Consider the following 13,328-nt stretch of genomic DNA (forward strand, 5'->3'; position numbering starts at 1 on the left):
CTGCCGCTGAACAGCGTGGCTTACACCACGATGTTCACCAGCTTGCCCGGCACGACGATGATCTTCTTCGGTGTCTTGCCTTCCATGAACTCCTGCACGCGGGCGCTGGCGAGGGCGACCTTTTCGATCTCCTCCTTGGTGGCCTGAATGGGCAGGCGGGCTTTGTCACGCAGCTTGCCATTGACCTGGAAGACGATCTCCACCTCGTCCTCGATGAGGGCGGCGGGATCATACTTCGGCCAGGTGGCGTCGCTGAGCAGGCCCTGCACGGCCAGCGCGGGGAACTTGCTGGCGATGCGGGCATTCAGATCATCCGCGATGTGCGGCGCGAAGGGGCTGAGCACCTTGAGGAAGGTGACGACTGCGGAAGCAGGCATCACTTCTTCAGCCGTGAAGGTCTTGGTGCAGATCATCATCTGGCTGATGGCGGTGTTGAAGCTGAGCTTCTCAATGTCCTCACCACATTTCTTGATGGTCTCGTGCAGGGCTTTGGTGACCTGCTTGTTGGCAGGCACGTCTTGCAGCGCAGCGGACACGCTCCACACGCCTTCTTCACTGACTTCCATGACGAGACGCCAGACGCGGGCAAGGAAGCGGTACACGCCCTCCACACCCTTCATGCTCCAAGGCTTCACCTGCTCCAGCGGGCCCATGAACATCTCATACAGGCGCAGCGAATCCGCGCCGTACTCGCGCACGACGTCATCGGGGTTCACCACATTGCCGCGTGACTTGGACATCTTCTGCCCGTCTTCGCCGAGGATGAGCCCCTGGTTCACCAGACGCTGGAACGGTTCCGGCGTGCTGACGTAGCCGAGATCAAACAGCACCTTGTGCCAGAAACGGGCATACAGCAGATGCAGCACGGCGTGCTCGGTGCCGCCGACGTAGAGATCCACGCCGCCGGGTTTGCCGCCGCCCATCCAGTATTTCTCAGCCGCTTCGCCGACGAAACGCTCGCTGTTCTGCGCATCGCAGTAGCGCAGGTAGTACCAGCAGGAACCGGCCCACTGCGGCATGGTGTTGAGTTCACGCGTGGCCGTGGCGGAGTAGCGCACCCAGTCGGTGGCTTTGGAAAGAGGAGGCTCGGGCGTGCCCGTGGGCTTGAAGTCTTCCAGCGTCGGCGGCAGCAGCGGCAGTTCGCTTTCGGGAATGCTGCGGTGGCTGCCGTCTTCCCAAACGATTGGGAAGGGCTCGCCCCAGTAACGCTGACGGCTGAAGAGCCAGTCGCGCAGCTTGAAGTTCACGGTGCCTTTGCCCAGGCCTTTTTCTTCGAGCCAGGCGGTGATTTTCTTCTTTGCCTCAGGAGTGGGCAGGCCGTTGATGTCCACACCACCAGGAATCGGATTGATTGGGGAGCAAACAGCAAAGCCTTCGCCTGCTGCCGCTTTTTCCAACCATTCACCTTTTCCAATTGCTCCATGGCCAGGAACCATTTCGCCAACAACAACGATGTTGATGGGCAGTTCGAATTTCTTGGCAAACTCGAAGTCGCGCTCGTCATGCGCAGGCACGGCCATGATGGCGCCGGTGCCGTAGCCCATGAGGACGTAGTCGGCGGTCCAGATGGGAATCTGCTCGTTGTTGACGGGATTGATGGCGTACGCGCCGGTGAAGACGCCGGACTTTTCCTTGGCGAGTTCGGTGCGTTCCATGTCGCTCTTGCGACCGGCTTTCTCACGATACTCCTCCACAGCGGTGGCCTGCTCTTCGGTGACCAGCATGTCCACCAGACGGTGCTCAGGCGCGAGCACCATGTAGGTGGCTCCAAACAGCGTGTCGGGACGCGTGGTGAAAACGGTGATCGTCTCTTCGCTGCCGGCCACCTTGAATTTCACTTCGGCGCCTTCACTGCGGCCGATCCAGTTGCGCTGGTGCAGCTTGATGCTCTCCGGCCAGTCGAGGCCGTCGAGTTCGTCGATGAGGCGTTGGGCATAAGCAGTGATGCGCAGCATCCACTGGCGCATGGGGCGGCGCTCCACGGGGAATCCGCCGACTTCGCTCTTGCCATCCACGACTTCTTCATTGGCCAGCACGGTACCGAGTTCCGGGCACCAGTTCACGGGCGCGGAGGACACGTAGGCGAGACGGCGTGAGTCGATCTCTTCGCGGGAAACCCCCTTACCTTCGAGTTCAGCGATGGGGTGAGCTTTGCCATCGTCACCGACATACGAGTTGTACAGCTTCAGGAAGATCCACTGCGTCCACTTGAAGTAACCGGGGTCAGTGGTGTTCACTTCACGATCCCAGTCGTAGGCGAAGCCGAGGCGCTTGAGCTGGCCGCGGAAGCCTTCGATGTTCTTCTCCGTGGTGGCACGCGGATGCTGGCCGGTCTTGATGGCGTACTGTTCGGCCGGCAGGCCAAAGGCATCCCAGCCCATGGGGTGCAGCACGTTGAAGCCGGACATCTTCTTGAAGCGGCCGATGATGTCCGTGGCGGTGTAGCCTTCCGGATGCCCGACGTGCAGGCCCGCGCCGCTGGGATAGGGGAACATGTCGAGCACGAAGTACTTCGGCTTCGAGGCATCGAAGTCGGCATCACCAGGGTTCGGAGTGCGGAAGGCCTTCCTGGCCTCCCACACGTCCTGCCACTTGGGTTCAAACTCAGAGAATGGGAAGGCTTTGCGCTGCTCGCTGCTCATAGGGGGCGCGAAAGAAGGCGAGGGTCGCTATGAGGTCAATTAAGTACTCACGAGCTTTAGCTCGTTCTGGAAACGCCTCGCAGCCCCCAGAATCCGGAGTGAGCTAAAGCTCACAAGTACTTTGGGAGGCCGCTTTCATACATTGCGACTTCGGAGCGCGGAATTTATTCCGCAGCACTCCGCAAGCCCCCATGCCTCCGCTTTGCCCCCAGGCATCGCCGCTCCAACGGTGACAGCGGAGCCACGTTGCTTGCTGCCGAGGATGAGGAAATCCCCGGCTTGAAGAGGATGGTTCGTCGTTAAGAGACTGGCGCTTCGGCGGAGAGCTGCGGAATAAATTCCGCGCTCCATGGTGCTTCGCGTCAGCTACTTGACCCCTGCCCCTCCTACTTAAACAGCTTCGTTCCCGCCTTGAGATGCGCTTCGTGCTCCATCATGCGGAGTTCCACGCGCTCGCGGATCGTACGTTCCCCGATGCCGTCGTGCTTGGTGGCGACGAGGGCTTTGAGGAGGTCGATCATCGACTTCAGATCGTCCATCATCACAAATTCAGGCGCGATCTGGCGGGCGTCGTTGAGATTGTGGTAGTTCCCCAGCGGAATGGAGATGCCCGCGCTGCGGACACCTGCGGCCTGGGTGGCGGTGGCTTCGCAGGCACCGGCATCCAGCAGGCAGCGCTGCACGCGGATGCCCTGCTCTTTGGCGGTGGTCATCAGCACGGCCATGGCTTCGCTGTCAAAAATGGAAACACGGTCTCCGACGCGGAGGATCGGACCGCCGCCCATGACGGCGCCATTGACGGGACGGCTGGTTTCGAGGGAAAGGAAAACGCTGTCGGCACCAAAGGGCCAGTTTTGCGCGAGGTGCCAGGCTCCGAGCCAGCCCACTTCTTCCGCACGGGTGAAGGCCGCATGCACGGTGGTCTGGATGTTCAGGCGGGCAAGGTCGAGGAAAGTCATCACGATGGCCGCGCAGCCGATGATGTCGTCACAGGCGGTGGCTTCGATGCGGGTGTTGGTGATGTTCACCGGGAAATTCCAGGTGGCGATCTGCCCCTTGGCCTTGCGCAGGCCGCGCTTCACACCAGCGTCCACTTCGAGCTGGCCGACGCCGCCGAGGAAATCCCATTCATCGCGCTTGGTGCTGCCGGGTGGCTTGATGAAAGCGGGGTGGTCCATGTGGGCACCGAGCACCCAGGTGGGCTTGCTCTTGGATTTGCCGTTCTTGTAGGTGGCCAGCAGATTGCCAAACTTGTCATGCTTCAACTTCACATGCGGACAGTCTTTGAGCAGCGCCTCGATCTCCGCACGGACATGGTATTCATGAAACGGGGCCGTCGGCTGCTTGAGGAGTCGCTTGAGAATGTTGTTGAGGTTGGTGGCGGGCATGCGCCATCCTAAAGCGAATTTATGCAAACAACAAACGCCACGTGAAGCTGCTTCGATTTTTCTTCGAGCCCGCCGCATGGATGAATGCGGCTTGTGGTTGCTGTCACGACAAGGCTTTGTGGTTGATCGCAGGCATGCGCCGTCGTAACACGAAACGTCCCTCTTATACCCTTTGTGAAGAAGCTCCGATATTCTATTGAGATCATGCTGCTGGATCTGGCCGTGTGGCTGCTGCCACGACTGCCGCGTCACGTGCTCATGGTTCTGTCACGCGTCCTCGGCAGGCTGGCCTACTGGCTGGATGCGCGCGGACGTACCACGGCGCTGGACAATCTGCGCTGCGCCTTTGGCGATCAGTACACCCCAGCTCAAAGGGCAAAAATCGCCTGCGGCTCCTACCAGGTCTTCGCGCGCACTTTCGTGGATTTGTTCTGGTCCCCCCAGCTCAATGCGGAGAATTGGAAGCCGCATTTCGACATCATCACGGACGCCGCTGCTGAAGAAAGAGCACGTGAAAATGGCGCTGTGTGGGTGACGCCGCATTACGGTAATTTTGAACTCGTCAGCCAGATCTGGGGATTTCGTGGATTCCCCTTCACCGTCGTGGCGCAGGATTTCAAGAACCCGGCCATCACGCATCTTTTCAGAAGACTGCGGGAGCAGTCCGGGCACACTTTCATCTCGCAGGATAATGCGATGATCAAACTGATGAAGGCGCTTAAGCGCAAGGGCCATGCAGGGCTGCTCACAGACCTGAGCATCGCTCCCGGCAGGGCCGCGACGGCGATCCAGTGCTACGGCCTGTGGACCTCCGTGCCGACGCTGCATGTGGAGCTGGCGAAGCGCCTCGGTCTCTCGATCATCACCGGGGTATGCCGTCCTCTGGACGACGGACGCTATGAAGCGCACCTGTTTGAAGCCATTGAACCCAAGCCGGAGGACGACACACGTGAGGTGACGCAGCGCATCTGGGACCTCTTTGAAGCCGAGATCCGCAAGCACCCCGAGTGCTGGCTGTGGATGTACAAGCAGTGGCGCTACCGCCCGGTGGGCGAACTGAGCGTGCCGCACCCGGACTACCCGAGTTATTCCAATCTCAGCGAAGCCCTCATCCAGATGATTCCCGAAGCCCAGCGTCCGCAGCCGAAGGCGGAGTGAATGTCTCTGAAAGAGATCGCCGAATGCGCCTGTTTTTCCATTGCCCAGTGTGATCGGCGCTCGTAACCCTCACATCTTCCAAAAACCAACCCGCCAATGTCCATTCCCCATCTTCCTGCCCTCCGCAAAGGCCGCCCCTATGAGTCGCTCGACAAGGCTCAGGTCAAAGATCACAAAACCGGCGAGGTCTGCGCCGAAATCAGCCAGGTGAATGCCGGCATCGTGCGCAAGGATCTGGCGAAGATCGGCGAAGCACGCGCCGCGCTGAAGAAGTTCACCGTGGAGCAGCTCATCGAAATCACGGCCAAAGCAGGCGAGCTCTTCCTCAACGGCACCCTGCCCCTGGGCGACAAAGGCCACACGCAGACGCCGGAAGAATACATCGCCACGCTTTCCCGCACCAGCGGCCTGCCGCACGTGATGGTGAAGCGCAACATGGCCAAGCTGCACTTTGCGCTGACGAACATGAAGATGATCCTCAACGGCCTCACACGCGGCCTTGATTTGAGCGTCATCGATCGCGGCTTTGGCACGCAGTCCGGCTGCCCTGTCTCCTACTTCCCCACCACCAAGTCCCTCGGCCTCGTGATGCCGAGCAACTCCCCGGCGGTGAATTCCCTCTGGCTGCCCGCCATCGCGCTCAAAATTCCGGTGATCATCAAGCCAGGCCGCGAAGAGCCGTGGACACCTTACCGTCTCATCCAGGCTTTCATCGCTGCAGGCGCACCTGCCGAGGCCTTTGGCTTCTACCCGACCGACCACGAAGGCAGCGGTGAAGTGGTGAAGCTCAGCGGACGCAACCTCGTCTTTGGTGACGTGGCCATGGCGAAGATGTACGAAGGCAACCCCTCCGTGCAGGTGCATGGCCCGGGCTGGAGCAAGATCATCATCGGCGAAGACAAGATCGAAAACTGGAAGGACTACCTCGACGTGATGGTGGCCTCCATCAGCGACAACGGCGGCCGCTCCTGCATCAATGCCTCCGCAGTCATCGTGCCGAAGTATGGCAAGGAAATCGCCACCGCTCTCGCTGAACGCCTGGGCCCTGTGGGACCGACCACGCCTGAGGACGAAAACGCACGTCTCGCAGGCTTTGCGAACGTGAAGATGGCTGATTACATCGACAGCGCCATCGACAACGATCTGCAGACTGCTGGCGCTGAAGACATGACCGCCAAGTTCCGTGAGGGACCGCGCAAGGTGGAATTCCAAGGCGGCACCTTCCTGCGCCCCACCATCATCTGGTGCTCGGACAACAAGCATCCTCTCGCCAACCGCGAATTCCTCTGCCCTTACGCCAGCGTGCTGGAAATGCCGCAGAGCGAAGTGCTGGGCCGCATCGGCTACTCCCTCATCGTCACCGCCATCACGCAGGACCCCGCCTTCATCAACGACCTCCTTGAGTGCGGCGACATCGACCGTCTGAACATCGGGCCGATCAGCACCATGAAGATCAGCTGGGACCAGCCGCACGAAGGCAACATGTTCGAGTTCCTGTACAAGCGCCGGTCGATTGACTGCGCGTGATCCGAAGCCATCCTTCATGGAATCGGAAACGCAATCTTCTCAACAGACTAAGCCGAAGCTATTTTGCTTCGTGCTTATGCCTTTCCTTTCCGATTTTGGTGATGTCTATCAGATAGGGATTAAAGAAGCATGCCAAGCTGCTGGAGCTTATTGCGAGCGGGTCGACGAACAAATATTTTCGGAACGAATACTAGATCGAATATACAATCAGATAGCCAAAGCGGATGTGGTCATTGCAGACATGACAGGGCGCAACGCGAATGTGTTTTATGAGGTTGGGTATGCTCATGCATTGGGCAAACCGACTGTATTGCTGACGCAGAATGCAGATGACATCCCTTTCGACCTGAAACATTTCCCTCATATTATCTATGAATCGAAGCTAACAGTTCTTCGGGAAAAATTATCTAAAGTTATCCAATGGCATGTGAAACATCCAGCCACCATGTTAAATGAAATCATTTTTCCGCTATCACTGCAAATAAACGGGCGCAACCCTTTGAAGGAGCCAATAACCTTAATTGGTGACTATGCAGACCGTTCGTTTAAATTTGAACTAACCCTTGAAAATCAAGGAACGACCCATCTTGATGAGGCTGATTTCAGAATTGGATTGATAGATAATGGCACTATTGAACAGGTTCACATTAACAATGCTCCCACATCAAGAGCGACACTCGCCGACGGAAGGTCACAATTTACCTTCCCCACACTCAGAAGCCTCATGCCGGGTGAATTTTTAACTTACAGGCCAGCGCTTTATATTTATCAATATCCTAAAGCTCCAGGACCCTACTCGTTAATTTTTCGAGTATTCACCAAGACATCCAAACGTGATTTTGATGCATCTTGGCTTCCTAGAGGTAGTGAGAAAACGGAAAAATAAATCTCAATGTCCCTCGCCCCCTTCGACAACCAGCCGCGCACGCGGCTCATCTACGGCAACGGCACGCTCGCGCGAGTAGGCGAACTGGCGAGTGGTCTCGGCGGCACGCGTGCGCTGGTGGTGAGTGATCCCGGCATTGTGAAGGCGGGCTATGTGACACGCGCCGTCTCCTTCCTCATCGAGGCCGGGCTGCAGGCGCGGGTGTTTGGAGACGTACGGGAGAATCCCAGCACGGAAGATGTGGATGCCTGCGTGGCCGTGGCGCGTGAGTTCAAGGCGGACATCATCGTCGGCCTGGGCGGTGGCAGCAGCATGGACACCGCGAAGGGCTGTAACTTCATCCTGACCAATGGCGGCCGCATTCAAGACTACTGGGGCGTGGGCAAGGCCACGAAGCCGATGCTGCCGATCATCGCCATCCCCACCACCTCCGGCACGGGCAGCGAGTGCCAGAGCTTTGCGTTGATCTCCGATGCGGTGACGCATGTGAAGATGGCCTGCGGTGATCCCAAAGCCGCCGCGAAAGTAGCCATCCTCGATTCCGAACTCACCATTTCCCAGCCGCACCGCGTGACCGTTTGTACCGGCATCGATGCGCTGACGCACACGCTGGAAACCGCCGTCACGAACAAGCGGAATGCGTTTTCATCCCTCTACTCCCGCGAAGGCTTCCGCCTCTGCCACAGCGGCTTCAGCCGTGTGTTGCGCGATCCGAAAGACCTGGAAGCACGCGGCATGATGCAGCTGGGTGCCGCGTATGCGGGCATCGCCATTGAAAACAGCATGCTCGGCGCCGCCCACTCCTGCGCCAATCCACTTACCGCGAAGTTTCACGTCGTCCATGGCGAAGCCGTGGGGGTGATGATGCCGCATGTGATCCGCTTCAATTCGCACGATCCCGAGATCGCCGCCATCTACAAAAGCTACTTCGACGGCGACCTCGCCGACCGCGTGAGCGAGCTCCTCTGGGAAGCCCGCATGCCCCGCAACATCGCCGAATACGGCGTGAAGGAAGAGCACCTGAAAGACCTCGCCGAGATGGCAGCCAAGCAGTGGACGGCGCAGTTCAATCCGCGCCTGCCCAGCGTGGCGGATTTCGTGGAGCTGTACCGCGCAGCGCTGTAACGCACTCGCGATCTAAAGCTCGTGACTCCTTTCGACATCCGTGTTTAAGAGACGGCTGTGAATCCCGCCGAACATCTGGACGCCCTGCTGGCACGGCCTGAGCCGTTGCTGGCGCTGGCGCCGATGCAGGATGTCACGGACCTGGAGTTCTGGCGGCTGATGGCGCGCTACGGCGGGGCGGATGTCTATTATACGGAGTACTTCCGCGTGCATGCGGACTCGCACCTGGACAAGCCGATTCTCGCCTCGCTGATTCACAATCCCACGGGCAAACCGGCCATCGCGCAGATGATCGGGAATGACATCCCTTCACTGGTGCGCAACGCCAAGGAACTGCAGCACTACAACATCGCCGCTGTGGATCTCAATCTCGGCTGCCCTGCCCCCATCGTGTACAAGAAGTGCGCGGGCGGCGGCCTGCTGCGCGATGTGCCGCGCATCGAGGGCATTCTGGGCGCGCTGCGCGAGGCCATCTCCATCAAGTTCACGGTGAAGACACGCCTCGGTTTTGACGACACGGAAACGATCGACGCTCTGGTGCCGCTGTTTGCCAAGCATGGCGTGGACCTCGTCACCATCCATGGCCGCACGGTGCTGCAGATGTATCGCGACGGCGTACGCTATGACTTGATCGGCACCGCGACCGCCAACCTCCCCTGCCCCGTGCTGGCGAATGGCAACATCAGCTCCCACGTGGATGCGTCCGAGGTGACGGAGCAGACCGGTGTGCGCGGACTCATGCTCGGACGCGGGGCCATTCGCAATCCGTGGATGTTCGACCAGATCCGCCAGCACGTACGCGGCCAACCCGTCTTCCACCCCACTCCCGCCGACCGCCTGCGCTACGTGGAGGAGTTGTACGAATGCGTGACGCTGCCGAACACCCGGGAACTGGACATGGTGAACCGCATCAAAAAGCACCTCAATTTCTTCGCCTGGGGCTTGGCCGATGCCGAGGGCTTCCTCAGCGCCATGCGCCGCTGCACCACGCGTGCCGGCATCATGGAGGTATGCCAGCGGGCGTTTGGGGTTTGATTCCGCCGTAATTTTCACAGTCTTTCCTCGTATTGGACATCCGCCCAAGCCTATGCTATCGCCCGCACCCATGTTTTCTCCCCGAACACTCCTTCCACTTCTAGCCCTGGCTCCCGCGTTTCTTGGCGCTGCGGAGAAGATTGATTTCAACAAGCAGATCAAGCCCCTGCTCGAAGGTGCCTGCACCCACTGCCACGGCGAGAAAGAGGACAAGGGTGACTTCCGCATGCACACGCTGGAAGACATCAAGAAGGGCAACGAAAACGGCCCCGGCCTCACGCCCGGCGATTTGAAAAAAAGCGCCATCTACACCACGCTGCTGCTCGGCGCCGATGAAGACATGGCCATGCCACCGAAGAAGGAAGGCGCGCTGGAGAAGTCCCAGATCGAAGTGATCAAGGCCTGGATCGAGCAAGGTGCTGAGTGGCCGGAAGGCGTGGTGCTGGAGCAGACCCCGCGCATCAAGTTTGAAAAGCACATCCAGCCGATTCTGGAGCAGAACTGTGTCTCCTGTCACAATGCCGACAAGGCCAAGGGCGACTGGATCATCACTACGCGGAAGGAAGCCTTCACTACCGGCGAAAACGCCCCGAACATTCTCCCCTTTGACCTCAAGAGCGCGATCTACCATGCCACGACACTGGCCGCTGATGACGACGATTTGATGCCGCCGAAGAAGAGCGGCGGCCCATTGAGCAAGGAAGACATCAACTTCCTCCGCCTGTGGATCCTGCAAGGCGCGCCATGGCCTGAAGACCTCAAGCTGACCGCGAAGGAAAAGAAGGGCCCGGCTTCGACCAACCCGGACAATCTGGAACTGGTGAAGAAGATTCACGCCTTCATCGTGCAGACCTCCAAGGAGAAAAAAGAGGCGGAGATGAAGGCCTATGACTCCAAGATCCCGAAGACGGGCATCCCCTTCAGCATGGTGGTGATCAAGAGCGGTGAATTCACCATGGGCAGCCCTGACAGCGAAGCCGACCGTGGCGATGACGAAGGCCCGCAGGTGAAGAAGACCATGAAGCCCTTCTGGATGGGCAAATACGAAGTGACATGGGATGAGTATGAACCCTTCCAGCTCACCAGCATCGGCCGCAACAAGGACGGCTCCCGCCAGGTGTGGAAGCCGACCGACAAGCCGGAAGATCTGATCTCCCAGCCAACCCCGCCGTATCAGCCCATGGACTTCGGCATGGGCCGTGACCGCTACCCGGCCATCTGCATGACGCAGCACGCTGCCAACAAGTATTGCCAGTGGCTCAGCGCCCAGACCGGACAGTTCTACCGCCTGCCGACTGAGGCCGAGTGGGAATATGCCGCCCGTGCCGGGACCAAGACCGCTTATTTCTTCGGCGACGACAAGGCACAGCTCAAAGACTACGCCTGGTACTTCGACAACGCCCCGAACTTCCAGTACGCGAAGATCGGCCTGAAGAAGCCCAACCCTTGGGGCCTCTACGACATCTACGGCAACGTCTGCGAATGGTGCCTCGATCAATACACCCCCACGACGCCAGCCTCTTCGATTCTCGGCAACGACTGGGTGCGCTCCAAGACCCCCTACCCGCATGTGGCCAAAGGTGGCACTTATGACGACGATCCGGAACTTCTCCGCAGCTCCGCCCGCAAGGCTTCCGATCCGCTGTGGAAACAGCAGGACCCACAGCTGCCAAAGAGCATCTGGTACCTCACGGATGCTACCTGGCTCGGCTTCCGCATCGTGCGCCCTCTGGAAATCCCCACGGTGGAAGAGATGTTCGCCGCCTGGAACAATGGTGTCGCCAAAGAATAACGACATGCTTTTCCTCTGATCTTAAACAGGCCGCTGCTCCCCAGCGGCCTGTTTTTTGATCACCCACGACTCCCCGATACGTTCAAGCCTGCCACTCTCACCTCAAACTCCCCACTGACGCACTCATGACCCAGCCCAAATCCTCCAACAATGGTGCCATGGCCGCACTGATCGCCGCATTCCTCGGCTGGCTCTTTGACGGCTTTGAAATGGGGTTGTTCCCGCTTATCGGCAAACCGGCGTTGCAGGACCTGCTGCCGCAGGCGAGCGCCATCGTGCAGACCCAGTGGTTCACGGTGATCATTGCCGTCTTCCTCGTGGGCGCGGCCACCGGCGGCGTGTTGTTCGGCTGGCTGGGAGACAAGCTCGGACGCGTGAAGGCCATGACCCTGGCCATCTTCACCTACGCCATCTTCAGCGGCCTCTGCGCCTTCGTCACCGAGGCCTGGCACTTCGCCGGTCTGCGTTTCGTGGCCTCTCTCGGCATGGGGGGCGAGTGGGCTCTGGGCGTTGCTCTGGTCAATGAAATCTGGGGGAACAAGAACCGCGCCTGGATCGCCGGCATGATCGGTGCCGCTTCAAACATTGGCTTCCTGCTCACCGGCCTCATCAGTTGGAAGCTGAACGCCAGCCTGGACGTCGTCACCGGCTGGATTCATGCCATGGGCCTTTCCCCGGAGAACACCGAGTATCTGCTGCACAACCGTGCGTGGCGTTTCATTGCCGTCAGCAGCGCTCTTCCGGCCATCATCAATTTCTTCATCCTCGTCTTTGTGCCTGAGTCCCACAAATGGGAGGCGGAAAAGAAATCCGGCAGCACTTCGCACTGGGCCACGATGGATCTGCTGGGCGTGCTCATTGCCTGCCTGGCCGCCATGGGTATCATTTATGTGTGGTCGCCTTTGGCGAACCTCGGCGGCCTCGGAGCTGGCTTGGTGACAGTGGTGGGTCTTGCCATCGCTTTGTGGGGCTACATGCATCCGATGCGCCAGTACATGTCCCGCTCCGTGGCTGCCGGCAGCACGCTGACGGCCGACCGCAGCATCATCATGCGCAATCTTTTCATCGGGGCCGGACTCGCCGCCGTGGCATTGCTCGGCACCTGGGGCTCCGCGCAGCAGGCCGCCCGCTGGGCTTCCGATCTGGCACCCAAAGGCAGTACTCTGCCCGTGATCGATTTTGTGGTCATTTCTACCGCTCTGGGTGCGATTATCGCCACCCTGATCACCCCCTTCATCGCCGACAAGCTGGGACGTCGTGTGACCTACACCCTGCTCTGCGCCGCCGCCCTCGCGGCTTCGCTGGGTTTCTTCCGTTTCAATGTTCCCTTTGTTGGCGATGAGATTCCGACCACACTGATCACCACCGCATTCCTGCTGGGCGGCATCACGGCTTCCTTCTACGGCTTCTTCCCGCTCTACTTCCCGGAACTCTTCCCCACCAGCGTGCGCGCCACGGGTCAGGGCTTCTGCTTCAACTTTGGCCGCCTCATTGCCGCAATCGGTGCGCTGCAACTCGGAAATCTGACGGCCATGTTCAAGACAGACACCGTCACCGTGGTGCAGTCCGCTGCCAATGCCTACTCGGTCCTCTCCTGCATCTACCTCGTGGGAATGGTGCTGGTGTGGTTCGCACCCGAAACCAAGGGCCGCACTCTGCAATAACCCCCAATTGGGGACATTGACTCAAACCTCCCCCTGAAAGAGTGTTTGCTAATTCTCCTTTCATAGATAATAATAAGCGTACATTAACCTCTCACAAATAAGAAGTTATTC

General features: G+C 59.3%; 9 protein-coding genes. 7 read left to right on the forward strand and 2 right to left on the reverse strand.

Going from position 1 to position 13,328, the window contains the following annotated elements; all coding sequences use genetic code 11:
- Positions 1-20 precede the first annotated feature (20 nt).
- Both leuS and AC24GY_RS23775 read right to left on the reverse strand, forming a co-directional pair.
- Positions 21-2,642 (reverse strand): leucine--tRNA ligase, encoded by a 2,622-nt coding sequence (gene leuS / locus AC24GY_RS23770; RefSeq protein WP_487688000.1) that lies wholly within the window; start codon positions 2,640-2,642, stop codon positions 21-23.
- 386 nt (positions 2,643-3,028) lie between these two features.
- Positions 3,029-4,030 (reverse strand): M20/M25/M40 family metallo-hydrolase, encoded by a 1,002-nt coding sequence (locus AC24GY_RS23775; RefSeq protein WP_487688003.1) that lies wholly within the window; start codon positions 4,028-4,030, stop codon positions 3,029-3,031.
- 174 nt (positions 4,031-4,204) lie between these two features.
- Here AC24GY_RS23775 and AC24GY_RS23780 point away from each other — a divergent pair, with 174 nt between their 5' ends.
- The 7 genes from AC24GY_RS23780 (at position 4,205) to AC24GY_RS23810 (ending at position 13,217) form a co-directional block, all read left to right on the forward strand.
- A complete protein-coding gene (locus tag AC24GY_RS23780; RefSeq protein WP_487688005.1) occupies positions 4,205-5,188 on the forward strand; it encodes a lysophospholipid acyltransferase family protein in 984 nt (327 codons plus the stop codon).
- A 96-nt stretch (positions 5,189-5,284) separates the two neighbouring features.
- The gene (locus AC24GY_RS23785; RefSeq protein WP_487688007.1) at positions 5,285-6,715 is read left to right on the forward strand and encodes an aldehyde dehydrogenase family protein; all 1,431 of its coding nucleotides are present in this window, start codon (positions 5,285-5,287) and stop codon (positions 6,713-6,715) included.
- 16 nt (positions 6,716-6,731) lie between these two features.
- On the forward strand, positions 6,732-7,601 hold the full coding sequence (locus AC24GY_RS23790) for a nucleoside 2-deoxyribosyltransferase (RefSeq protein WP_487688010.1): 870 nt from the start codon (positions 6,732-6,734) through the stop codon (positions 7,599-7,601).
- Between the two features lie 6 nt (positions 7,602-7,607).
- A complete protein-coding gene (locus AC24GY_RS23795) occupies positions 7,608-8,726 on the forward strand; it encodes an iron-containing alcohol dehydrogenase (RefSeq protein ID WP_487688013.1) in 1,119 nt (372 codons plus the stop codon).
- 57 nt (positions 8,727-8,783) lie between these two features.
- Positions 8,784-9,761 carry a tRNA dihydrouridine synthase gene (locus AC24GY_RS23800; protein WP_487688015.1) on the forward strand — a complete coding sequence of 326 codons (978 nt, stop codon included), beginning with the start codon at positions 8,784-8,786 and terminating at the stop codon, positions 9,759-9,761.
- A 70-nt stretch (positions 9,762-9,831) separates the two neighbouring features.
- Positions 9,832-11,553: an SUMF1/EgtB/PvdO family nonheme iron enzyme gene (locus AC24GY_RS23805; RefSeq protein WP_487688018.1), complete on the forward strand. Its 1,722-nt coding sequence runs from the start codon at positions 9,832-9,834 to the stop codon at positions 11,551-11,553.
- Positions 11,554-11,678: 125 nt separating this feature from the next.
- A complete protein-coding gene (locus tag AC24GY_RS23810; protein ID WP_487688021.1) occupies positions 11,679-13,217 on the forward strand; it encodes an MFS transporter in 1,539 nt (512 codons plus the stop codon).
- Positions 13,218-13,328 lie beyond the last annotated feature (111 nt).

The sequence above is a fragment of the Prosthecobacter sp. Pr1 genome (genome assembly GCF_057652315.1).